Genomic DNA, 24,433 nt, shown 5'->3' with positions numbered 1-24,433 from the left:
CATGCAGCAAAAGAAAAAAGGTGTGTTCATATCGGATCGTGCAGTATCCGAAGCAATCGGATTTATCATCATTTTCGGGATCATTATCGGGGGTGTCGGGATTGTCACGTTATACGGTTACCCGATGCTCACACAGCGGCAAACCAGTGCCGATGAGCAGATCATGGAGAAGAATATGATCGTCCTGCAGAACGATCTTAAAAGCATTGCTTACAAAACTATTCCCTACACGGAGACGTCCCTGAAAGTAGGCAGTGGATCACTTACCGTCTATAACATGACCTATAACAATGCAACGGAATCGAATTTCTCCGTTTACGACAGTGAAGGGTTAATCGCATCCGCGGCTAATCCCCTGCTTTTCTCTTCCGGGGATCTCCGGTATGAGTCGATAAATGCCGAGACGGGATTGTCCCTGGAGAACGGTGCGGTTGTCAAGAGGATGATTGCAGAGAATGGATCGGCTATGCTCGCTAATCCACGGTGGTATTACGACAGCCAGACCAACACAGCGGTCATATACCTAATAGGCTTCTCTGCGTCGGATATTATGGCACAGACGGGGGTGGGAACGGTAAAGATGAATCTGGGCCAGACCAATTACATGTCCTATGTTCTCCCTGCCGGCGACATGCTTTATGTCAGGTACTTGCCAAATAACAACGCGGATTATTCGGCCGCATGGGGCAATTATTTTGCCGGGATGAACCTGGCAGCAACGGGAGCACCCGGAGAATATTTATGGCCCCTGAATACCACAGAGCCTGCAAATGTAGTAATATATCAATACCAAGTCAATATCGAATCGGTATAGTCGTGCAGAGGCAGATATGGAGAGGCATATTCCCTCTTCTTACCGGAAGTACATATCGAAAATCATTCATATGGTGTGCATGAATTAACAAAAAGAACAATTACTGATTCAACGGTTCCATTTGATAAAAAAAATCCTTTTCTCACAAGACTGATAGAATAACCAATATTTCCATTGATTTTTCTTAATTGACCTCATTTTGAGGATTTCTCCAAATAATAATATTTATATAACGTCCCTGTCAATACCATACATATGTGATGGGGTATGAGAGTTCGCCTTGTTGTGATCCTATTGGCCGGGGTGGTCTTGCTTGCGGGAATAGCATCTGCTGCGATCGTCCCAGATCAAAATTCTGTGATAGCCAGCAGCAATAACTGGGTGGTTGTACATCACCAGTCTACCATAACCGTTTATGCCTACAATTCGAGTAGTCTGATACCGGTTCCCGGTGCTACTGTATCGATGGCGCTGAACACAACGACATTGGGGACGCTTACTATGGTCAGCGGTACGACCGACGCCACCGGACAGGCAAGCGCAACTTTTTCAGCGGGAACCAAACCGGGGTCAGTTAATGTCACCGCAACAATCACCTATAATGACGCTGGAAATACTGTAACGGTTACCAAAGTATATACCCAGAATATCGATCACGATGTAGCCCAAAACGCGGCCTTTGATTTCCAGAACGAAGTAACCGTGGGCACTGAGACCCCATTTAACATCAGTTTTACCGACCAGTACGGTAACCCCATTGACAACCGGAATCCTTACGATCCGCATTATATATCCCTCTGGATATCAGCATCCTCTGATAACATGGCAGCATTCGATATAAGTGGCAGCCATGTACAGTATACCACCCTCCCGCTTGACCCCAACGGGAACATTTCTGTCAACGTCATACCAGATACGGCACCAGGAGAGAATGAGATCCTGCTCTCCCCCTTTGGTAATGTCGGAATCCCGTGGGGATTACCGCAGTTTATTTATGGTATCAATAACGGTATTCCCTATTCTATTGCGGAATCGATCTTGCCGTCGACATTGACACAGCCGGCAGATAACGGAGCGACTCACGTATTTACCATCACGAATACCTTGTACGATAAATACGGAAACCCGACCGAAAACCAGGGAATTCAGGTGCAATCGAACTGGGCGGGAGATCCCTCCGCTAACCTGACAACAAATCCCTTTGGCCAGGTGATCTATACCTATGGCCCCCACAGCGCAGCCGGGTATGTGGTTCTGACCGCAACAGCAATATCGAATTCATCAGTCAGCACGTCCAAGACCGTCCAGTTCTACAGCACGGCACCCGTAAACATGCTCTTCTCGGCAACGCCACAGGTCATGGCAAGTCTCGATGCTACACCGGGTCAGACTTCACAACTCGTGGCAAAGGTAGTAGATATCATGGGTAACCCGGTGTCTAACCAGACAGTAACATTCAGCATGGGCTCTCCCGCATATACATATGCGAATGCCTCTCTTGCCGGACCGCAGCTTCTCAATACTACAGCGATCACCAATGTAAACGGAACTGCTACCGTTATCTTCAAACCGGGAAAATTTGACACGAACAAGGCAAATGTCAGTTATGATCCGACCGATAGCGGCTATGTCACTGTAACAGCGACATGGAACACCATCAGTCAGCCGATCCAGTTGAGCTGGAAGAACTATCCGTATCTGAGCGAGCAGACCACAATCTCCTCACAGAATGTCAACGTAGGCGGAAAATTTTATGTCACGATTAGCCTCACTGCGGATGGGTGGAACCTCACCGGAACCCCGGCAGATGTCGTTATTGTTACTGATCTGGCAGGGGGTATCGGTGGGGCGGGACGACTGGCAAACACCAAAGCCTCGGAGGCCGGATTTATAAAGAATGCAACCGATAATACCTATATCTCTCTCGTGTCCTTCGGAGATAGTCCAACCCCGACCGGTCCCCCCTATGCCTCTGCAGACACCATCAATCTCTGGAACCAGCAGGTAGCTAATGCTTCACATACATTGAAACCATTCAACCCTTACGGGAATGTGTGGGACTTTAACCTTGTCGATCCGGCGCATTGGAACAGCATTGTGAGTTCATCTGCATATTGTTTTAAATATTCGGTGGGGAGCGGGCGAGCCTGTACAAACGCTACCAATCCCATGAGTTACCAGTATCTGAACCCAGGGTCAGATGCGAAGATCGATACCGACCTGATGAACGCAGGACCTACCTATCCTACAAATCAGGGGGCACTTACCGGTATTGTCAATGGATATACAAGTTATACGAACTACGGCGGGACGGATTACGCTGCGGGGATCAATGCCGCACTCAAAGAGCTCAATTCGAAGGGCAACCCAACCCACAATCAGACCGTCATCATCATGGGGGATGGCATCAACATGATGGCACCGATCGCGCCCGGCTCCCTTGAATCTTACTGGCCCTCTGACTGGAATCCCCGTAATGCATCCGGCACCAACGAACCACCCCAGCTCTGGTGGTTCGATGAGAGCGATATTGGGAAAGCGGCCTCTGTGGATGCCGCCAACAGGGCAAAAGGCCAAGGAATAACCATTTATGGGATCGGGTTCCCGGATGCCGATCTCTCCGGCCATAACAACATCTCGGACATGGCATTTTTCGGCAGCATGGTATCCGCTCCGAGTACATTATATTTTGCGCCGGATCCCACTACAATGACCGGCATCTTCCAGACAATCGAGGGGCAGATCCAGAATACCGCAGGGGTCAACACCACAATGGCACTGAACCTGCAGAGTGTTTCTGTGAATTACAATAATGTTACCAACACGTATCCGGGGAACACAGTGTTCGCTTATGTGTACGATCCCAATGGTACGCCATCGTCAACCCAGATTACCGATCAGAATGGGATTACTTCTGTGATCAACCAGACGGACCAATGGAACGCCAACCAAACCCTGATATTCAATATCGGAAAGATGACCGTTGGCCAGACGTGGAGTACCACGTTTGAGCTGGAACTTCTGCAGCCGGGAACCGTAAACATCATCGGCAACCAGTCTACCATCAATTTCAACACCGGAGAGAGCATGGGGCTGAACGGGGCTTCGATCAACGGGGTCTATAACTACTCCAACACCGGCTTCTCAATGCCATCGATCAGTATTACTGACCTCCAGGCATCGACCGATAACCAGGTCACCAATGTCGTACCCCTGCAATGGAACATCACGTACCCGGGCAGCCAGTTTGCTACCGAAACGGTTTACTACAATTCCGAGAGCGATCCCACGTGGAGATTTATGTACCAGCAGCCGATCAGCCCGGGCAATTGGACCCAGACCTATGACTGGAACGTCGGTAGTCTGCCACCTGGAACATACTCTGTCGAAGTCATTGCCTATGCCCACGATGCAAACAGTGGTAAAGAGATCATTCCTGCCGGAATCCAGATCGGACTCTCTCCGAAAGCTTTCATCAGACTTCAATAAAGATAGATACATCGGAATTTACGCAAATCCTCTACCGGACACAATCCCAAAATTTTTTGGCAAACTCTTATGAGAGAGATGGAAAATCGGGTAAAGCCAAGGGAATGGTTTATCAGCGCGGAGCTAACTCTGCCCGAAGATTCGCCGGTTATGATTGTACCGGAGTCACTCGACCCAAAGAGCGGTGGAGAGATCCGCGATATCATACCTGCCAGTTAGGAATCCCAAGGGGCAATGATATCGTTAACCTATTTGCAATAGTTTAATCCAGAGATGCAATGATCAAATCAGAAAATAGAACGCAGATGCGAGAAGCAGGAGTCGAACCTGCGAACGTCTTCACGAATCGATCTTGAGTCGATCCCCGTTGGCCACTTGGGTATTCTCGCTCAGCATATTATTGGATTTCAGGATAGTAAAAGGCTTTGAGGGATAGGCAATCCCCCACAAAATCGGGTGCTCCTCAATGCACACTTTCTGCAGACCGACGTTCACATAAAGTCCGCAAGGCCCAGCTGTTCCTGCTTCTCCTCGCCAAAGGTCGATTCGATGGCAAGGTCGAGCACCTCGACCCGCTGCCGGCAATATTCCGAAACCTTGTACTTTTTCACCATCGCACGGGAAACCTCAAGATATTTCTTGACCGATCCCTCGTGTACAGTCGGGATGATGTTACCGTTGCAGATCCCCTTGCCCTTAAACTTCGTGCACTTGCCGGCAAGTGGCATCCTCCGGTAGCTTGCATTGCACTTGGTGCACCGGAACTTCTGCTTGGAGAACGCGGAGAGGTTCCCCATCAGGTCGCGGATAAAATGCGTGTTAAGCACGCGCTCGGCCACATCATCGGCATCCACCGCCCGGATCTTCTCGGCAAGGTCGAGCTCAGCCTCGAGCTTCTCGGCCATGGTCTTGAGCTGGGTGTAAGTGGATTCCAGCGGGCCTGCCGAAATGTCCGAGGTATCGTGGGTAAAGAAGAACCCCTCCAACTGCTGGGGGGTTCCCAGCCTCCGTTCAACCCGGTCGATAAGCGGCTCCACATCCTTGGCTTTCGCGTATACAAGGCCCGCCTCGTACAGTTCTTTCGGGTATCCCCGGCCAACGTCTACATTCAGGGATTCCTTGTCGATCTCCGCCGGGTCGATCCGGCTCGTGAGCACTAGCGGTGCGTCCATCGTGCCACCCCGGTTCTGAGGCAAAAACGATCGGGAGAAGTTCAAAAGGCCGTCCATGAGGAGCATGATGCAGTCCTCATCGCCATCGCACTGGCCGGTGAAGATACCGTTTGCGACAAGCGTGTGGTCCTCGGCCACGGTCAGGCAGTACACCCGGTCCTCAAGGGAGGCCACTGTCTCGGCCGTGACGATCCGGTCCGCTATTACCACACCGCCTTCAAGAATGGGCACTGCATCGCCGGCCTTGATCTCCAGTGCCTTAATCTTGCGTAAATACCCGGTATCCCAGACCACCATCGCATGGTCCGGGGTGACTGTCAGTTCGCGCTTCCGGGCCGTGACGAAGCGGATCATGCTCGCCGGCGAACGGTGGATGGAGACCGAAGTGATCCGACGCAGGTGCATGCCACCGTTCGTGTCCACTGTCCGCGTATAGTACGGGCGCACCGGGTCGGAATAATAGGTGCCCAGCCGGTCGATGCCGGGCTGGCTGATGTCGAAGTTCTCCATTACGAATTTCCGGATAGGGAGGGATGTCCACGATCTTCCGTCGGAGACTTCGATCGTTGTCTCGCCATAGAAGCAGTTCCGGCGCTTGGCCGCATGGAAGAACGGGTGAGCGTACCCGACGTTTGCCCGGGTAAAGCCAACGATCCGGGCGAGCACCCCGGCGCTCGTATGGGGGGCAAGACCGATCACGAGATGGCCGACCAGGTCGTCCCGGGTATTCACCTTATAAAATGCCGGAAGGCTGTAAAGTCGGGTGAGTTCGTCATCGATAAACTGCGTGACCTTGATCATGTAGTCAGCGCACGAATCGGAGAGGAGGATATCCTGCGCGTGCAGCTCGATAACCTGCTGCCCGTTCTGGAGATCGTAACCGTTGATGTCTTTGACATACCCGAGCTCCCGCATCCGTTCCACCGGCACCCGGACCTCGTCCGGACGTATGTGGGTGAGCGGGAGGTCGATCATATCAAAGCGCGTTGTACCGTCCTTGAAGACATAGATATCCTGCTGGGCGCGGAGGATGCCTTTCTCCATGGCCTCGACTGTCTTCTCCCGGGAGATGACACCCTTGACACCCTTGACAAGTGCGATGCTCTCTTTTTTAATCCCAAGACGCTCCATTGCCTGCGCATACTCTGCTTTCACGTTTAATGCGATCCTCTGGCTGCAGGTGGCCGGGACATCGCAGTTGGGGCAGCGTTCACCCGGGACTTCGTGGCCGCACTTGGGGCAGGTATTGATCGGCGTGGTGTGCGTCCCGCATTTCTGGCACCGGTTCAGGTACGTAATCTCACCGCATCCGGGGCAGCGCCGGCGCCCCACCTCGATCTCGATGATGCCCCCCTCTTTCTGGAAATCGATCTCGGTGGCATGGGCATCCGACTCCTCGGTATGGTTCGATGCCTCCTGGAACGACCGCCGTGACCCCCCGGACTCCCCGAGCGGGAAGAGACCGTGCGGCGGCGGGCTCATCTTGCGCGGCTTGGACTTGCCGGGCCGGCCCATCCTCCCACCGATCCGGAGCCCCGAGCGGGAGCGGAGAAAAAGACCGCTCAGGTGCATGACAAGAGCTAGAGGCTGGGCATCGGCCGGTGCCGTCTTCCACGTATCACGTTTCTTTAATGTCTCGTCAAGGCCTAGGCAGGCGATAAATGCCCGGAATGTTTTGATCCGGATCATCCCGCCATTCACCTTGTGGGGGATGAGCAGGAGCTCAAGTGCCTCCTTTACCTTGGGAGCGAGCGGGAGGATGAGACCCCCTTCTTCGATCGCCCCGGTGCCGGAAACGGCATCGGCAAGGAGCCGGATCTGGTCAACGGAAATGTCGTCCCAGAACCAGGTGTAGGCAGGGTACAGGTATGCCCCACCCTTTGCCTGGATAAGTGCCTCGGCTTCATCCTGTGGCGACTTTGTGCCCGGTAGCTGGTCAAGCTGCCACCACTCCTCGCAGTACCCGGCGGGCACGAGCGGGTGGTTATTCTCCAAGAATTCCCCGTACGCGATCAGGATCTCCCCGACATCAAGGATCCTTTCTACTTTTGAGGCGACAGCAAGGGCGGTCTTCTCGTCATCCACCCGGAGGACCTCGCCCCCGGTAAGGCGCACGGTCGGTCCCTCGATGGTATCGACCGGGACAACCCCGCAGGCCTTGCCCGGCCGTTCGAGCTTCATCTGGGTACCGACCGCCAAAAATCCCCCGAGCAGATGGAGCGTTGCCGGGTTGAACCCGGCTGTGGCAAAACCGGTGTTTCGCGAACGCCCATACCGGAGCCGGAAGCCTCCTTTGCGCATCGGGTAAGAGAATACCGGCCGGCCTCCGATGAGATCCCGGAGGTACTTGTCCAGCGGTTTGACCCCGGGGACATGGCTCTCTGTATCGGCACCCGGTTTTCCCGCGCCGGCGATGAGTTTGTCCAGCCAGTCCCAGCCGGCCATGTTCATCTTCTCAACCTTGCTCTTGAGCTTGCGGGCCTTTCCTGCGATCCCTTCCGCAAGCACGAGCGCCATTCCGCCCCGCACCGCGTTGGTCTCTACGCGTTCGAGGTTCCGGTGCCCCGAGACCTCCTCCTTCTCCGTTGCCTCGCCATCAATGCAGACCGGGCAGTTTTCCACGATCAGCCGGATCTCCGCCTCGCTGGGGAGGTACTGGAGGTTCATGATGGAGTTGTACTGGCGGATCTCCTCGATATACCGCTCGACCTCGACCGGCCGGGGGCGATAGCGCCCGATCCCCAGTTTTCCCCGCACATAGTCCCCCACAAGCACCGAGAGCGCCTGCGCCGTCCCGCCGGCACTCCGGATCGGGCCGGCGTAATAGATCATCAGGTACTGGCTGCCATCGTCATTCTTGCCAAGACCCACTTTTGCGATCCCTTCGGTCGGGGCCGAGACTACACCTTCGGTTAAGAGGGCCATCGCCGTCCGGATGGAGTGGTCAAGGATCTCGTTATTGTTCTTCTCCCCGAACATTTTTGCAACAAAGTCGTCGCCAATCTTGAGTGCCGCCTCTTCACGGGACATCTGCGATTCGAGTTCCCGGATGCGGGCCGCCACTCCTTTGATCCCGACCAGCACTTCGACACGATCTGCGAGATCGCTCGCGATCGGGATCTCGATCTCTGTGCTCGGATCAAGGCCCCGGCTCCGCGCCTCTTTTGCAAGCGCGATGGCGCGGTCCAAGCCTTCCATCAGGCCGTTCCCGTATTGCTCCATCTCGGGGGAGATCTTCAGCATTGTGGAATAATCCGGTGGCGGGGAATTTATAGTGTAGGATCCGGTATCCCGCCGCCGGGAAAAATGGAGAAAACGAGATCAGGCCTGGTTTTCCTTGTGGATCTGATCCACCACGGAGGGGAGACCGGTCTCGCCCATCTGCCAGAGCGTGAGCGTGGCGCAGGAGCGTATGATTTCGTCCGCATCGGAGAGACGCCGGGTGAGCGGGTCAATCGCAGGTTTCCCGATCCGGCAGAGCGCTTTGGAGAGAAAGCCCCGCAGCTCCTTGTCCTCGCTTCCCATGGCAGCAATAAGCGGCTCTACCGCCAGCTCTCCCATCTCGCCAAGCGCTGCAGCCGCATAGCGCCTGAACTCGCGGTCCGATGTGTTCTTCATCGCAGCAATAAGCGGGGCTACCGCAGGCGCGCCGATCCGGGAAAGCGCGATCGCCCGGTACCAGCGGCGGTCATCGCTGTCCACACTGGCAAGGGACCGGATCAGGGGTTCTACCGCGGCATTTCCGGCCTCAGCAAGCACGAGGACCGCGTGGTGGCGGTTGTCTATCGAGGGATCATCGAGCTGGCCGATCTGGAATGCGATTGTATCGCTGCTGTCCGCACTCTGGTCAGGGGTCATGGGAACACCGGTATACACATAGGTACGTGCCCCCGGCACATCTGTGTTGCTGCCGGTAATCTCCTGCCCGTCAAGGTGTGTCCATCATGCAAGACCAAGAAGGGCGGGAACAAAGAGGATGCAGAAGAACACTGCCATCAGCCCGAGACCGAGGGGGATCCCCCGCCGGGCCCATTCCTTGCTGGTGATCCCGGTCTTTCCGGCAGCGATGATATTGGGAATATTCCCCGGGATGAGCATGCCACCCGAGATCAGGAGGGCAAGGAGCGCACTGGTGATCTGGTTTAAGGAGAGCAGCGGGTTGATCTCCGCTGCTGCAAGGGTCGCGTTGTCGAGCACCGCAGAGACCATATTGACCCAGTAGAGGGCTTGCGGAGGAATCAGGACGACGTAGTCTAGAATGAGGGGTTTGAACCCTTCCCCAAGAAAGACAAGCGCCATGATAAAGAGATAGACCTTGCCGGCGCGAAGGATGATTTCGCTTATCTTCTCACGTTCAACCACGCACTTCAGGTTCGTTTCATCGGTCTGACGCTTTTTCAGGGCAACAAGCCCGACAAATCCCAAAAAGACGACCGCAGGAACAATATAGATCCCCAGTTTGTCCACTAAAAAGAAGAAATCTGCATGATAGGGATCACCGGCAAGCTTGGTGATAACAATGGTGGTGAGCGGTTCGCCTAGCGGTGTCAGGCCGGCACCGATCCCGATGGCAAAACAGGCAATGACCGTGATCTCAATCCTGGCTTCTTTTACCAGGGGGAGAGCATTTACGATCTCTACCAGAATGATCGCCGCGAGGATTGCCGAGATAATGCTGGATACAAGACCGAGGGCAATGATCAGCAGGGGTACAATCAGTTTAAGGGAGAACGATTCGACGACACGATTGATCGCACGCTCCATATGGTGGTGGAAGAAGTAGATGAGAAAACCGAATACGAGAACGATCTGTACGATCCCGATCGGTATTCCCCCTACGGAGGCGATGTCGAGAGGACTGGTCAGGGCCTGGGTGACAAGAGCCGCGCTCCAGCCGGTCTGTTCCCCGGCAAGCGTAGTAAACCCGGAGAGCGTGAGGGCGATTATCCCGCAAAGGAAGAGAAAGATCTCGAGGTTCTCCTCAACCCTTTTGAGCACAAACGGGAGGATCAGGACGGCACAGAAGATGACCAAGAGACCGAGAGTTACCATGCCATCCATGTCAGATCACCTGAAAACACATACGCTGCGTCCTGCCACATTTCGCACAATGAGTGTCAGCCCGGCGAAGTATAAGGGCTTCCTTTCCGGGGCGGGAAACGCTGTTCTGAAAAGAAAGTATTTATCCAACGTCCATGGTATAGTGCACATAATCATCTCTACCGGGGGCGGTTCTCGCGATGACACGGGATCTTGAACAAACCGTAAAGGATCTGCAGAATACGGCGATCGGGAACTGCAGGAAGCGCATAGAGGAGGCTGCGCATAAACCGAAGATACCCCCCGATGGCGATCATAACGGGAACGTGCCGTGCTGCGAGCGGAAGACTCCACGCGGGGTGACCTCGCTTCTGAAGGATAAATACGGGTTGTGAAGGTGTGGTATGGATACAGACAAGACCCTGTTACAGCAGATACGGGACAAGGAACAGGAGTTTGCCCACAGGATCGAAGCGGCAAAAAAAGAGGCTGATGTCATGGTAACAGCCGCAAAAAGCGAGGCCGATGAGATGCTCTGCACGGCGGATGCGGAAGGAAAGAAGAGTGCTGAGCAGGTTTACTGGACGGTCCGGGGTAAGACTGCACTTGAGATCGAGGCCCTCACAAAAGCCGCTGACACCGAGCGCGCTGCCGCACGCGAACGGGGGGAGAGAAACATCCCTGAAGCAGCGGACCTGATTGTTCAGTTCGTAACGATGAAATAATCCCGGCCCTGCCCGGCAAGAGGTCGTATGCTCCAGACAATGAAACGTATCCAGGTGATCGGGCCAAAAGCGGAACTGGGCACTGCTGTCGACCTGCTGTACGAGACCGGTACACTCCACATCGAGAACACACCGGAGCGTATAGCAAAAGACGAGATCAGCCTTGCCGGAGTCAGACAGGACGAGATGGAGGAGATCGCCGGGGTGCTGAGCGCAATCACCGCAATCTTTGCCACATTACCGGTCCTCCCGGGAAATCCTGCTGCCCACGCCGTAATCCCTGCTGATCTCGGTAAAATGACTCACACCGAGCTCATCGCAAGGGCACGGGAGATGATAAAAACACTGGAGACCACGACCCGGGAGCTTGCAGCAAAAAAGACCGAGCTTGCGCTCTCCATCACGATGCTGAACCGGTACGAGAAGGTCCTCGATATCATCCAGCCGGTGGAGAAGGAACTGCCGGCCCTCGACGGCTTCGAGGTAACGATCCTCTTGATCCAGGAGGAGCACCGGGACGTCCTCGAACTGATACGAAAGGAGCTTGACACCATCACCGGCAACCGCTTCGAGATGACCGCGACAACGGTTGACTCTGATACGCTTGCCGCCATCATGGTCTTCCCGAAAAAATATTCCCAGGAGATCCACACGTTCATCTACTCGGTGAACGTGAACGAGGTCCGGCTCCCCAGGGAATACACGGGGCGTCCATTCTACGAAATGTATGCCCTGATTGGCGAGAAACGGATCCAGGCACAGGATGAGATCGCCCGCATTGATCAGGAACTCCTCACCCTTTCGAATACCTGGTACCATGAGCTGGCAGTGTTAAAAAACCGGCTCGAGCGGGCTTACACCGAGGTCAGTGTATACAAGAACTTTGGGGTCTCGGAGTACATCTTCGTGATCCAGGGCTGGATCCCGAAAAAGTACCTGGACCGGACCCGGGCGCTGATCCAGGACAGGTTTTCCGGACGGGTGATCGTTTATGACGTCCCGGTGACCGAAAAGGATCTCGATGATGCGCCAGTCTTCTATGACAACCCCGCATGGATGAAACCGTTCGAGTTCATCATGCAGCTCGTCAGCCCCCCACGGTACCATGAATTCGATCCCACACCGATCCTCGCCATCTTCTTTCCGCTCTTCTTCGGGCTCATGGTCGGGGATATCGGGTATGGTCTTGTCATCCTCGCTTTCGGCCTGGTAATCCGGTACCGGTTCCAGGCAATTGCGTTTGCAAAGAACATCGCCAACATCCTGATCATCTCTTCGATCCCGGCGATCATCTTCGGCTTTTTATTCGGCGAGTTCTTCGGCGATCTGGGGGAGACGATGGGATGGCTTGCCCCGGTGCACGTCCTCGGCATCACCTGGAACCGGGTGGACGCCATGATCCCGATGCTGTTGGTCGCCATCACGCTCGGGGTGATCCATGTGTTTCTCGGGCTCTTTATTGGTATCCGGAACGCGATCATCACAAAGAAACGCAAACATCTCTACGAAAAGATCGGCATGCTGCTGATGATCACCGCGATCATCGTCCTTATCGCGATGCTCGCGAAGGTTGTGCCGGCGTTTGCGGTCTACCCGGCGGTTGTCCTCATTGTCATCGCCCTTCCTCTCATCCTGCTTGGCGCCGGCGTCTTTGGCACTATCGAGGTGATGAGTACCGTAGGGAATATTCTCTCCTACGCCCGCCTGATGGCCATCGGCATGGCCTCGGTGATCCTCGCGATGGTGGCAAATCGCCTGAGCGGGGCGTTCGCGTTTGCAATCATCGGGATCATCGTTGCCCTCCTACTGCATACGCTCAACGTGATCCTTGCCATGTTCTCCCCATCAATTCACGCGGTGCGTCTTCACCTGGTTGAGTTCTTTTCGAAGTTCTACGAGGGTGGCGGGACACCATATAAGCCGTTCAAGAAAGAGGCCCCCTAGGATTCATAGTACCCCTCAACACGATAACAAGAGAGGAGGGGCCGGAAAAACGATCACATGCCGCGCTTTTTCTCTTTTGCCTTTTTCTTCTTTTTCTCAATGATGCTCTTGACCTTCTTGAGCCGGAAGAGGTCCTCGCGTTCCCGCTCCTCAATCGCATTCTCGATATACTTGGCCTGGCCCTGGAGCTCCGGGATCAGGATCTGCTCGAGCGCGTTCACCCGCCGCCGGTTCATCTGGATCTCGGCCCCGAGCCGTCGCATCGCTGTTTCGATCTCGGCAAGCTTGATCAACAGGTCCAGCTCCAGTTCGTACCGCTCGGCTGTCTCGTCGATCCGGGCACTCGTGGTGATGATGCCATAGCCCCGCTCCAGCATGCTCTTGGAAACCCGTTTCTTCTCGATCACCGGTACGGGTACGCCCATAATGTTCTTTCCGGTGATATCGACCGTGATAGATCGCCGGGTGGCAAACGATGCGGAGCGAAGAGTGACCGGGTCGTCAGTGGCCTCCGCCAGCATCAGGGCGAGATCCGCGGCCTGCGAGACCTGCTCCAGCTCCTCGCGGGAGTCCGATACGGTACTGAGGATCTTGAAGAATTCCTGGATCAGGGCATCCATCTTCTGCCGCAGCAGGTCACGTCCCTGTTCCGCGAGCCGTATCTGGGCCTTAAGCCGCATCAGCTCCATCCGGGTCGGCCTGACCTGCTCCATCGTGCTTCAGCTCCCTTCCGGCGTCCCTGCCACTTCCTGTACCGCGGGATGGTATTTCCGGATATGCTCTTTTTTAATCCTCTTGAGCTCGTCTATCGGCAGCGTGCTGAAAAGTTCCCACGCGATCGCAAAGGTCTTTTCTATGGGCCGGTCCTCGTTTCCCTGCGTGATGAACTGCCGCTCGAAGGCATCCGCGAACTTCAGGTACTTCCGGTCGAGATCGGTCAGCGCCTCTTCGCCGACAATGGCCACGAGCCGGCGCAGGTCGCGCCCGTATGCGTAGGAGGCGTACAGCTGGTCGGCCACACCGCGGTGGTCCTCCCGGGTCTTGCCGGGGCCGATGCCTAGGTTCATGAGCCGGGACAGGCAGGGGAGGGCATCGACCGGCGGGTCGCCACCGCGGCGGAAGATGTCCCGCGAGAGCACGATCTGCCCTTCGGTGATGTAGCCGGTCAGGTCGGGCACCGGGTGGGTGATGTCGTCGTCCGGCATGGTCAGGATCGGGATCTGGGTGATCGACCCGTGCCTGCCCTTGAGCCGCCCGGCCCGCTCATAGATAGAGGCCAGATCAGTATACATGTAGCCGGGGTATCCCCTTCTCCCCGGCACCTCTTCACGGGCAGTGGAGATCTCGCGCAGTGCTTCGCAATAATTGATCATGTCGGTCAGGATTACGAGCACGTGGAGGTTGTGGGTGAAAGCCAAGAACTCTGCTACCGTGAGGCCGCAGCGCGGGGCAGCGATCCGTTCGACCGTCGGGTCATCGGCCAGGTTCATGATAAAGACCACGCGGTCGAGAGCACCCGTCCGCTCGAAGTCCTGCATGAAGAACGAGGCTTCCTTGTGGGTGATCCCCATGGCCACAAAGACCACCGCAAACTGCTCGTTCTCGCCCAGCACCTTTGCCTGACGGGCGATCTGGGCGGCAAGCTTGCTTGCCGGGAGGCCCGCGCCCGAGAAGATCGGCAGCTTCTGCCCGCGCACCAGCGTGTTGAGACCGTCGATGGCCGACATGCCGGTCTGGATAAAATCGGCTGGCTTGTCCCGGGCGGACGGGTTGATCGGCATTCCCGCGATATCGAGCACTGCCTCGGGAATAATTTCCGGGCCGCCGTCGCGGGGTGTTCCCACCCCGGAGAAGATCCGGCCCAGCATATCCTTTGAGACCGCGATCCGCGCCGGCTCCCCGGTAAACCGGACGGTCGTGTTCACAAGATCGATCCCCCGGGTGCCCTCGAAAACCTGAATCACCGCATGGTCTTCCGAGATATCGAGCACCTGACCGGTGCGCATCTCGCCGTCACGGAGCGTGATCTTCACGATCTCCCCGAACGATGCCCCGGAAACCCCGGTGACAAAGATCAGCGGGCCGGAGACGTACCCGATGGTGCGGTATTCCCGTGTCAGGAGGGATGCGTCCTTCATTTCTCCACCTCCAGAGCCGCCATCCGGTCGCCGATATTCCCGATCATGCCCCGGATCTCCTCGACACCCGCCTCTTTCATCCTCCCGATAGAGACCCGGAGGGGAAGGGCCTGGACCTGCCGGAGGCTGACCCCCCGGTTCATCGCGAGGTTTACCTGTTCGTAGTAGGCCATGATTGCTTTCAGCATCAGGTACTGCTTTTCCACCGGGCAGAAAGAATCGGTATCGGAATACGCGCTCTGCTGGAGGAAATCCTCGCGGATCATCCGGGTCACGTCAAGGATCGCCTTCTCGCTGTCCGGCAGCGCATCCGGGCCAACGAGCTGGACGATTTCCTGCAGTTCCACCTCCTTCTGGAGCAGGTACATCGCCTTGTCCCGAAGCTCCTTCCAGTCGCTGGCGATCTCCCGCCCGTACCACTCAGCGATAACATCCAGGTAGAGTGAATAACTCTTGATCCAGTTCACAGAGGGGAAATGCCGGCGGTAGGCAAGGTTTGTGTCCAGCGCCCAGAACGTCCCCACCACCCGGAGCGTGTTCTGGGTAATCGGCTCCGAGAAGTCCCCGCCGGGTGGCGAGACCGCACCGACCACGGTAACCGAACCTGTCTGCTCCCCGGTTCCGAGGCAGATGACCCGGCCGGCCCGCTCGTAAAAGGCGGCAAGCCGGGTCGCAAGATACGCGGGATATCCCTCTTCGCCCGGCATCTCCTCAAGCCGGCCGGAGACCTCGCGCAGGGCCTCGCCCCAGCGGGAGGTCGAGTCCGCCATGAGGGCCACGTCATACCCCATGTCCCGGAAGTACTCGGCAATGGTGATGCCGGTATAGATCGAGGCCTCGCGGGCAGCGACCGGCATATTCGAGGTATTGGCGATCAGGACCGTGCGCTGGATCAGCGGAAGTTTTGTCCGGGGGTCCACGAGCTCGGGGAACTCGGCAAGCACATCGGTCATCTCGTTCCCCCGCTCGCCGCACCCGATGTACACCACAATCTGGGTATCCGACCACTTGGCAAGGGTCTGCTCGGAGACGGTCTTCCCCGTTCCAAAGCCACCCGGTATCATGGCGGTGCCCCCCTTGGTCACCGGGAACATGCAGTCAAAGACCCTTTGGCCCGTCACGAGAGGGAGCAGGGGATCAAGTTTCTTTGCTGCAGGCCGGGGGATCCGCACCGGCCAGGACTGCATCATGGTGAGCCGGACATCTGAGTCCAGGACGCAGACAACATCATCAACCGCAAAGGTTCCCGCGGAGATCCCGGTGACCGTACCGGTGATTTTCGGGGGCACGATGATCCGGTGCTCGAACTGGAACTCCGCAACAGTCCCGATGATGTCACCGGGAGCGAGCCGGTCACCGGCTTTTGCTTTCGGGACAAACTCCCACTTCTTCGAACGGTCAAGACCCGGTGCGGTGATCCCACGGCCGATAAAATCCCCGCTCTTTTTTAACAGCTCCGGCAGCGGCCGCTGGACACCATCATAGATCGAGGAGAGAAGGCCGGGGCCGAGCTCGACCGAGAGCGGAGCGCCGGTGTTTTCCACGCTCTCGCCAAGCGTAAGTCCCGTGGTATCCTCGTATACCTGAATTACGGCTTCGTCTCCTTCGAGCCGGATGATCTCGCCGCGAAGCGCCTCGGCCCCGACATGTACCACATCGTACATCCGTGACCCGGTCATCCCCTTTGCGATGATCACCGGGCCCGAGACCCGTGATATTGTTCCCGAAATCATACCATCACCTCTTCAACACGATGTTGTACCCGATTGCCTTGCGGAGCAGCCGTTCGATGTAGGTGCGCCGGTCCAGTTCCTTCTTCTTTGCCGGGATCGGGATGATGAGCGGGCGGTGCATCTTTTCGATCCGGTCCATGAGTTTCTCATCCAGCATGAGCATGTACTCCTCGTTCACTGCTACGATCCCGATATCGTCTTTGTGGAGGAGGGGAGGAATAGAGGTCTTTGCCTCCTCTGCATCCCGTACTTCATACACCTCGGCCCCGGCCAGCCGGAAGCCCGACGCCCGGTCGCTGTCAGTTACGATCACGAATCTATACATACACCAGCTCCTCCCGGAGATGCTCGACCGGAAAATCTGCGGTCTTGCATCGTGCGATGATCCGGATATTGGTGATCTCGTTGTACTTTGCCCAGAAGTACCCGATAAGGGAGGAGACAGAGAGCGGATCGCCGGAGAAGAACCGGGTGCCCCGGCTTATCAGGTAACGTTCCAGATCCTTCTCGATAACCGAGATCTTCTGGGCAGTTATTACAGATTCAGGGATAGAGGAGAGGAACCTGTACCGCGGGGTGGCCATCCCGTTAAGTGCATCGCCGATCGTGGGGAGGGCAAGCAGCCGGCGCAGCGTTTTGAGATCGAATTCCAGCCCGCCTTCGATAAGAAACCGATCCCCTTCAGCGGGATCGATGTGGTCCCGGATCATCCGCAGGACCGTCTTGATGTTGATGACATCGATCTCGGTGGCGAGGATCTGCCGGATCATCGCCTTGTTGGGATCGGGGCCCAGGACAGAATGGAGGGTGTCCTCGTAGTAGTACCGGTCAAGAGCACACTCGAGACCGCTGATGTCCCCGCTCTTTGCAAACGCCAGGAACGCGGTGGTGAGCGGTTTTGCCCAGGGAAGGCGCCATGTAGCAAGCAGGTCGATGACTGCTTTGGTATCCTGCTGGCGGACGAGCTCGGTGAGCGTTGTTTCGTCGAGCTCTCCCGCAGGTACCAGGCACCCGAGGATCTCCTCGCTTGTCACATGGATGTTCTTCCCGCGCAGGATGGTCTTGATATTCTGGACATCCCAGCGGTGGAGAAAGATTCTGATATAGACCTCTGCTTCCTCTTTTTTCGCAAACGAGAGGATCTTCCTGAAGGTCCGGACAAAGTTCTGCCGGAGGGCATACTCAATGCAGGGCATACCGGTATACCTGCCTTTGGCCTCAATAAGATCGTCGCGGTAGGTGGTCTTTTCAAGCTCGCTCATCAGGGAGCCGAGATCGGGCTGGAGAATCAGGGTATCAAGTGTGCGGTGGTCCAGAAGCCGGCTCTTCATCCCCCGCATCCGGGCATTGATGTATCCCCAGTCCATAGCGGTCACCCGAAAAGTACTGCGTGGATCTCCCGCCGCCTGAGCTCGCGCACCCGTTCGAGCCGGGACTCGAAGGTGTTTTTGAGGAGAGTCCTGCCATCCGGAGAGCTGATGGCAAGACCACCCAGGGTTGAGAGATCTGTGCGGATTTCACACGAGATATTCAGCGCCGCGAGCGTTTTTGTGCAGAGATCCGCGTCCCGGGGATCGATATGGATGACAAATCCACTTCCCCCGGCAGCGCCAACCGTCTCCTCCACAAGGTTACGGAAGACTGTCGGGTACGTTTCGCTCTGGCGCAGGACTGCAAGGCGCTGTGCAGCCGTTTCAAAGGCAGACGCAAATACCGCCTCCCGGCTTTTCAGTGCCTGCTCCCTGACGGAGCCGTTTGCGAGATACAGCTGCTTGTTTCTCTCGATCTCCGCAGCGTTCTCTGCATCCCGCACGATATGCTCCACAAGCTCGGCTGCCAGTTTTTTTGCCTCCCGCCGGATCACCTCGACCTGTTTATGCGTGTTTTCCCGGAGCTCACGCTCCTTTTCCTCTGCGCTCTCTTCCACGGATCTCAAAAGGTTCTCATAGGCCATGGGAACGTCACTCACTTCAGGCGATCCGGCACCGGCCCGCATCAGCACCGGTCGCATCCTTCATCCCTGTTACGGGCAGTGCGGTGCCCGGGTGATACACCCCGGTCCACTGCGCACGTCGGGACGGTCTGCGTCTCAGGTAACCATCAGGATAATCATCGCGGCTACCACAAAGCCGAGGATGACCAGCGTTTCCGGGATCGCCTCGAGAATGATGATGGATCCTACTGTCTCGGGCCGTTCTGCTATCGCCCCCGCCCCTGCTGCACCAATCCTCGACTGTGCCCATCCGGTACCTATGGCACCACCGGCAAATGCGATGGCAGCTCCAATCGGAACTTCCCAACCGACCATATCGATTCCTCCTTCTGATACAACCTAACGAGTGCACACATATTAAGGTATTGAGCCATTACCCACGGGACATCCCCAGTACCAGCCCATATGCCTGTCACGGGTCTGGTGAGGTACTCTTTCTGTGGGAGAGGATTGCATCCATCTTCTCTACCGTTGCACAGGTGAGTGCATGCCCCTCCTTTCCGGCACCAAGGGCGAGGAGATCGCGGATCTCCTGCTCTGTGAGTGTCGAGAAAGTGTATTCTTCCCATTTCTCCTTCCCGATGCAGACCCAGAGTTCGCCAAGAATATCCCGGAGCTGCCTGCATTCCGCCCCGCAGAGGGTTGACCAGTTAACGGCAGGGCCCCGCCGGATCTTCTCGATGGCCTCTTCAACCGCATGCGCCTTTCCCAGCTGGAACCGCCGCCGGCCCAGCTCCTCGTTACTGGTACGGGACATACCTGTGGTGTATCGGAATTATTCTGTTCCGGTTAATACGCTTTCCCTTTCCCGGGAGGGCCACGGTCCCTGCCGGAAGAGATGCCTGCCGCCACCATAAAGTATATGCGTGCATAACGGGATTCACTCATCATCCCCCACATGGGGTGGGAGGAACACGTATGCCGGAAGCAACCCAGGCCGAGGTGGGAAGGCGGCTGTATCACGTCCACCGTGAAAAGAGAGTAGAACATGCGATCAAGCTGATGCAGCAGGGAACAGGAAGAGAATGGAAATCCTTCTCCGAGGACGATGTCCGCCTGTTGTCGCACCTGCTGCAGTGCACCTGGAATGTGATTGACCAGGATCGCTGGGAGAAGATCCCCTTTGGCAGTATAACCGCCGGCCAGGTCAGGCAGATCCTTTCGAACGGGGAAGGGGTCAGGCCCGGGCGGAACCCGTCACCTGAATCCGTTGACACGGTAAAAACGATCCTGCTGGGGCTCTCCTGATCCTCTTTTTTGCCGGCAGCCCGAGACCGGTAGGTATGGCAGCTGGATGCAGTAAAAATTCCGTTCTGTCCGGGTCAAAATGCGGGGCATTACTCAGTTGCAACCCGGATACAGTCTGCGATCGTCCCGATCCGGGCATTCCCGCCGCACATGTTGGGCACGTAGGCAAAGGCCTTGCCCGAGTTGACCATAATTGAATGGTACTGCTCCATGGCCGGTGAGACCACCATGCAGGTGTCGGCAAAGACCCGGGCTCCGCTCTTTTCTATGGAATCGACCACGCGGGCATTCCGGTCGATCACACCCTGTGCCGCAAAGACATAGAGCGGCTTTTTCACTACTTTGCCGGCAAGGAGCCGGGCGATCTCGGCAAGTTCTGCGGGGGAGCAGTGAGGGCAGCCGACCGCTACGGCATCCACCGGGATCTCCGAGAACACTCTGGCGATCTCGGTCTGTTCAACCGTAACCACATCAAGACCGGAGAGATCGTAGCGGTTCTTCTGCGCCTCGGGAGTTACACCCTCGACATGATAGAGCGCAACGGCGCCGGTTGCTGCCATTGCGGCACCAATTGCCTTGAGCTGGTCGGGCTCCGGCCGGATCCCGCGGAAGTACGGGATCCGGTTGCCTACAAGTTTTCCCGCGTGAAAACCAAGGGCTCCATATTCGGCAATGCCCCATGCGGAGGTATCGGCATGAATATCGATCACCAGCTGCGGTACGCGGTTCTTGTCCAGGTGCAGGCCGTAACAGGGGGTCTTTCCCAAAAGTGCGGCAGCAAGGGCACTGGGGCCGCCCTCGCGATTGGTCCGGGCACCAATAACGGAATTTGCATAGCTGACCGCGGAGGACTCCGACCATGCCAGATGATCGCCGCACAGGGTCTCGTACAGGTAATAGGGGGTGCAGGTACAGTCAAGCCGGATCCCCAGGCGCTCGTACGCCGCGACCACAGCCAGTTGCTTTTCTGCAAAGTCCGCATCGATCCCCATCTCCTCCCACCGCCCCCGGGGCATCCCTATCGGGTTGAGCACGGCCGGGACCACGGCCTTTGCATCAAGGCTGGAGAGCCATTCCAGACCATATTTCCCAATCGTCTTGTAGGACGCCCCGCTCACCTGTGCGCTTTTGATCGGGACGAGCCGTTCTGCCCCGAACACTTTACCGAGCGCAACGAGCAGCTCGAGCATCTTCTGCAGGGTCTCTCCCTGCTCTCCGGCAAGGATCCGCTCGTCTTCCGGGTCAAGGTGCATGCCGGCTACCATGTTGCACGCCGGAACTCGTCTTCGTGACCCAGCACCATGGTGGCATCGACACCGATCTTCACGTTGGTGCCATCCTCTTTCTGGCAGGGGTCAAGTGAGGAGCCACGGACGCCCGCGACCACCATTACATCCCGGTCGCCGCTCACTCTCGTTGCGATCGCGTACTCGACCTCGCCCGGATCTGTGGGATCGATATCTTCGTCTACAACGACAACATGCTTGAGTGAGGTATGGGCGGCAAAGGCTGCCATGATCGCGTTTTTGCCGTCACCCTGCGTGCTCTTTTTTACCTGGATCACCGCGTGGAGGTACCCGCAGCCACCCTTGGTGAGCACAACATTCCTGACCTCCGTCACCCCGGCGACCGCCTTATAGATCTTGGGCTCATAGGGGCAACCCATCAGGATCTTATGCTCGTCACCCCCGGGCAGGATGCTGTGGTAAATGAAATCGGGTTTTGTATGCATCCCGGTGAACTCGATCACCGGCTGGCGCCGGACCGGGTCGTACGTGCCCGTGATATCAACAAACGGGCCCTCATCGGTGACCTCGGGGCCGATATATCCTTCAAGGACAATCTCGGCATCCGCCGGAACGAGCACACCGTTGCTGCACTCCTTCACATGGATCGTCCCGCCCAGCAGTTCAGCGGCATAGGCGAGTTCTTTCCCGGCCGGGACCCGCGTGCAGCTGGCGAACGTTACGGCCGGGTGGACACCGACCACGACCGCTATCGGCAGGCGTTCGCCGCAGGCAAGGGCCTTTTTGTGCATCACGTGGGTATGCCGGCCCTCGACGAGCCGGGCAGCGACACGATGGTCGTCAAGGACGAGCATGCGGTGGATGGACGCGTTCTCCACGCCGTCCCATTTCGAGAAGACGATCCCTGCGGTAAAGTATCTCCCTGCGTCTTTGGGGAAAAATTTCATGACCGGGATGCGCGAGAGATCCGGCTTCTTCATCGCCAGTTTCCCGTCATGGACGATCTTCCCGTCAAATGCAGCATCCGCAAGCTTTTTTACCATTTCCTTCTCGTTAGGTCCAAGGGCAGATGCAAGGGTACGCCGGGTCGCGGTCACGTTCATGACAGTCCGGGCACCACCCATATGGTGATAAAAAAGGAGCTTGTCCGTAGCAGCGGCCTGCTGTGCCGCTTTCATATCATCGGGGGAACATGAGTCCTTTACGTCGACGACAAGCCCCTCCCTGCGCATCTTTTCGATAAACTCACGCATCATAACCACTCCAGCGTTCCGAGAGTGTATGGGTAACACCAAGATGATCGAGCACCCGGGCTACCACCATGTCCACGAGATCGTCGATCTTCTCCGGGTGATGATAGAACCCCGGGCTCGCCGGCATGATAGTCGCACCTGCGTCGTGTGCTGTGAGCATATTGGAGATATGGATCCGCGAGAGTGGCATTTCGCGGGTGACAAGGATACATTTCCGGCGCTCCTTAAGGCAGACGTCAGCAGTCCGGGTGATCAGGTTGTCCGCGTAGCCGCTCGCGATCGCAGAGAGCGTCTTTGCGCTGCAGGGAATAATGACCATGCCGTCAAGCCGGTGCGATCCGCTCGCGATCTCCGCGCTGATCGCATGGACATCATGATAGATTGCGTCAAATCCCGATAAGTCAACCCGCTCGTGACGTGCAATCTCCTGTGCTACCTCAGAGATGATCAGGTGCACACGGGCATCCTGGCACAGCACCTCAAGCAGGCGCCGGGCATAACATGCCCCGCTTGCACCGGTCACTCCGATGACGTATTCCTTTTTCATGGCAACCCCACTCGTGCTCTTCTGTGGTACCAATGTCGGAGCCCGCAGGTAAAAGGATTTATGCAAAAACCAGCCGGGAAAAACGGTGTATTACTTCCGGGTCGGGGCAAAGAAGCGGTACCGGACCTTGGATTCCTCGACCCGGCGGGCATGGGACGGATTGAGATCCCGGCGGGCCTCAATGACGAGGGTGTTGAGGATGTTGTGAAGCCGGAGCGTGTCAAAGTCCTTTTCCTTGTGCTCGTTTAAGAAATCGAGCAGGTCGTTGACACTCTTGAGGACTCCCGAACTTGCGATCAGGTTGAGCCGGTTGAGAGTGAGCGCCAAGTTCTTTTTCGCGATGTCCATTTTGTAGCTGTCGCCACCGGCAAGGTTGATCTCGGTCACGGCGTTGAGCAGATCGGTATAGGCCCGGAGCTTGTAACTGCTCTCGTGCATCCTGCGCTCTGCGGAGCGGAGCCGCAGGAAGGTAATCGCAAGAACGACAATAACGATGATAACCCCGCAGGTTATGATCAGCGTATCTCCAGTGATATCAGCCATGGTTTTCGCCCGCCTTAGGGAAGCCGCTGTGCCACCGTCAGGTCTACCTTGACGAGCGTCCCCGTCATGGCAAACTGGTAGAGTCCCGGCGTATACATGGGATATTGCTGGTATGTGTCATTAAGATATGTCCACGTAAGGGTCCGGGATGTCAGCGTATCAAGATTAGTTACCTTAATTGCAAACCGGCAGTCCTGCGGGGTGTCGCTCAGGTTGGTGATTTTATAGGTGATCGCCCACGAGGGATCCGTGATCCTGATCTGCTCTGAATACGTATTGTTCATGCCGGAGAAGGAGTAGGAGCGGGAGATATACTGGTTACCCAGAGAGAGGGGGGGCGGGGTTGTAGCAACCATGGTTGGGATGAGAGACACGGGGGTCAAGGGAGTCAATGAGGGTGTGGAATTGATCCCGTTACCAGCCTGAGTGCCAGTACCCACGCATCCTGCACCGAGGAGAGCTACGACGACCAGAAGAGTACAGGAAATAAGGCAACGGTTCATCTGTGGGATAGTGTTGGAATGGGCAAATATTAGAGTTTCTTATT

At 56.6% G+C, this 24,433-nt stretch carries 21 protein-coding genes; 5 read left to right on the top strand and 16 right to left on the bottom strand.

Annotation, left to right across the window (positions count from 1 at the left end):
• Position 1: 1 nt before the first annotated feature.
• Both VMS83_RS04870 and VMS83_RS04865 read left to right on the top strand, forming a co-directional pair.
• Positions 2-814, top strand: a complete 813-nt coding sequence (locus VMS83_RS04870) for a DUF7289 family protein (RefSeq protein ID WP_325410421.1) — start codon at positions 2-4, stop codon at positions 812-814.
• 267 nt (positions 815-1,081) lie between these two features.
• The gene (locus VMS83_RS04865) at positions 1,082-4,303 is read left to right on the top strand and encodes a hypothetical protein (RefSeq protein ID WP_325410419.1); all 3,222 of its coding nucleotides are present in this window, start codon (positions 1,082-1,084) and stop codon (positions 4,301-4,303) included.
• Positions 4,304-4,794: 491 nt separating this feature from the next.
• Here VMS83_RS04865 and VMS83_RS04860 read toward each other — a convergent pair whose 3' ends face one another.
• The 3 genes from VMS83_RS04860 to VMS83_RS04850 form a co-directional block, all read right to left on the bottom strand.
• Positions 4,795-8,718 carry a DNA-directed DNA polymerase II large subunit gene (locus VMS83_RS04860; protein WP_325410417.1) on the bottom strand — a complete coding sequence of 1,308 codons (3,924 nt, stop codon included), beginning with the start codon at positions 8,716-8,718 and terminating at the stop codon, positions 4,795-4,797.
• Between the two features lie 78 nt (positions 8,719-8,796).
• Entirely contained in the window at positions 8,797-9,333 is a 537-nt protein-coding gene (locus VMS83_RS04855) for a HEAT repeat domain-containing protein (protein ID WP_325410415.1), read from the bottom strand.
• An 84-nt stretch (positions 9,334-9,417) separates the two neighbouring features.
• Entirely contained in the window at positions 9,418-10,536 is a 1,119-nt protein-coding gene (locus tag VMS83_RS04850; protein ID WP_325410413.1) for a DUF1646 family protein, read from the bottom strand.
• 383 nt (positions 10,537-10,919) lie between these two features.
• Here VMS83_RS04850 and VMS83_RS04845 point away from each other — a divergent pair, with 383 nt between their 5' ends.
• Positions 10,920-11,240 (top strand): V-type ATPase subunit subunit G family protein, encoded by a 321-nt coding sequence (locus VMS83_RS04845; RefSeq protein WP_325410411.1) that lies wholly within the window; start codon positions 10,920-10,922, stop codon positions 11,238-11,240.
• A 27-nt stretch (positions 11,241-11,267) separates the two neighbouring features.
• The gene (locus VMS83_RS04840) at positions 11,268-13,184 is read left to right on the top strand and encodes a V-type ATP synthase subunit I (protein ID WP_325410409.1); all 1,917 of its coding nucleotides are present in this window, start codon (positions 11,268-11,270) and stop codon (positions 13,182-13,184) included.
• A 53-nt stretch (positions 13,185-13,237) separates the two neighbouring features.
• Here the strand turns inward: VMS83_RS04840 and VMS83_RS04835 are convergent, their stop codons facing one another.
• The 8 genes from VMS83_RS04835 to VMS83_RS04800 all read right to left on the bottom strand — a co-directional run bounded on the left by VMS83_RS04835 (position 13,238) and on the right by VMS83_RS04800 (position 19,805).
• Positions 13,238-13,897 (bottom strand): V-type ATP synthase subunit D, encoded by a 660-nt coding sequence (locus VMS83_RS04835; RefSeq protein ID WP_325410407.1) that lies wholly within the window; start codon positions 13,895-13,897, stop codon positions 13,238-13,240.
• Between the two features lie 6 nt (positions 13,898-13,903).
• The gene (locus VMS83_RS04830; RefSeq protein WP_325410405.1) at positions 13,904-15,322 is read right to left on the bottom strand and encodes a V-type ATP synthase subunit B; all 1,419 of its coding nucleotides are present in this window, start codon (positions 15,320-15,322) and stop codon (positions 13,904-13,906) included.
• Positions 15,319-17,055 (bottom strand): V-type ATP synthase subunit A, encoded by a 1,737-nt coding sequence (locus VMS83_RS04825; protein WP_325410403.1) that lies wholly within the window; start codon positions 17,053-17,055, stop codon positions 15,319-15,321. Before VMS83_RS04825 ends, VMS83_RS04830 begins: the two co-directional genes overlap by 4 nt.
• Before the next feature lie 4 nt (positions 17,056-17,059).
• The gene (locus tag VMS83_RS04820; RefSeq protein ID WP_325410401.1) at positions 17,060-17,380 is read right to left on the bottom strand and encodes a V-type ATP synthase subunit F; all 321 of its coding nucleotides are present in this window, start codon (positions 17,378-17,380) and stop codon (positions 17,060-17,062) included.
• The gene (locus VMS83_RS04815) at positions 17,373-18,422 is read right to left on the bottom strand and encodes a V-type ATPase subunit (RefSeq protein ID WP_325410399.1); all 1,050 of its coding nucleotides are present in this window, start codon (positions 18,420-18,422) and stop codon (positions 17,373-17,375) included. The genes VMS83_RS04820 and VMS83_RS04815 overlap by 8 nt, the downstream gene beginning before the upstream one ends.
• 5 nt (positions 18,423-18,427) lie before the next feature.
• Positions 18,428-19,066, bottom strand: a complete 639-nt coding sequence (locus VMS83_RS04810; protein WP_325410397.1) for a V-type ATP synthase subunit E — start codon at positions 19,064-19,066, stop codon at positions 18,428-18,430.
• A 78-nt stretch (positions 19,067-19,144) separates the two neighbouring features.
• A complete protein-coding gene (locus tag VMS83_RS04805) occupies positions 19,145-19,363 on the bottom strand; it encodes an ATPase (protein WP_325410395.1) in 219 nt (72 codons plus the stop codon).
• A gap of 97 nt (positions 19,364-19,460) precedes the next feature.
• Positions 19,461-19,805: a hypothetical protein gene (locus VMS83_RS04800; protein WP_325410393.1), complete on the bottom strand. Its 345-nt coding sequence runs from the start codon at positions 19,803-19,805 to the stop codon at positions 19,461-19,463.
• A gap of 161 nt (positions 19,806-19,966) precedes the next feature.
• On the opposite strand from VMS83_RS04800, the gene VMS83_RS04795 reads away from it, so the two are divergent.
• Positions 19,967-20,296, top strand: a complete 330-nt coding sequence (locus tag VMS83_RS04795; protein ID WP_325410391.1) for a hypothetical protein — start codon at positions 19,967-19,969, stop codon at positions 20,294-20,296.
• Between the two features lie 89 nt (positions 20,297-20,385).
• Here VMS83_RS04795 and VMS83_RS04790 read toward each other — a convergent pair whose 3' ends face one another.
• From VMS83_RS04790 to VMS83_RS04770, 5 genes are all read right to left on the bottom strand, one after another.
• Positions 20,386-21,549: an aconitase X catalytic domain-containing protein gene (locus tag VMS83_RS04790; RefSeq protein WP_325410674.1), complete on the bottom strand. Its 1,164-nt coding sequence runs from the start codon at positions 21,547-21,549 to the stop codon at positions 20,386-20,388.
• Positions 21,550-21,554: 5 nt separating this feature from the next.
• Positions 21,555-22,796, bottom strand: coding sequence for a UbiD family decarboxylase (locus tag VMS83_RS04785; protein WP_325410672.1), 1,242 nt, complete (start codon positions 22,794-22,796; stop codon positions 21,555-21,557).
• Positions 22,789-23,343 (bottom strand): UbiX family flavin prenyltransferase, encoded by a 555-nt coding sequence (locus VMS83_RS04780; protein WP_325410670.1) that lies wholly within the window; start codon positions 23,341-23,343, stop codon positions 22,789-22,791. Before VMS83_RS04780 ends, VMS83_RS04785 begins: the two co-directional genes overlap by 8 nt.
• A 90-nt stretch (positions 23,344-23,433) precedes the next feature.
• Positions 23,434-23,886 carry a hypothetical protein gene (locus VMS83_RS04775; protein WP_325410389.1) on the bottom strand — a complete coding sequence of 151 codons (453 nt, stop codon included), beginning with the start codon at positions 23,884-23,886 and terminating at the stop codon, positions 23,434-23,436.
• 14 nt (positions 23,887-23,900) lie between these two features.
• Positions 23,901-24,389, bottom strand: coding sequence for a hypothetical protein (locus VMS83_RS04770; RefSeq protein ID WP_325410387.1), 489 nt, complete (start codon positions 24,387-24,389; stop codon positions 23,901-23,903).
• Positions 24,390-24,433: the final 44 nt, after the last annotated feature.

It is taken from the genome of Methanoregula sp. (assembly GCF_035543475.1).
Taxonomy (GTDB): domain Archaea; phylum Halobacteriota; class Methanomicrobia; order Methanomicrobiales; family Methanospirillaceae; genus Methanoregula.
Note: the sequence above shows the minus strand (reverse complement) of the source record. Positions and strands in the feature narration are given on the sequence as shown.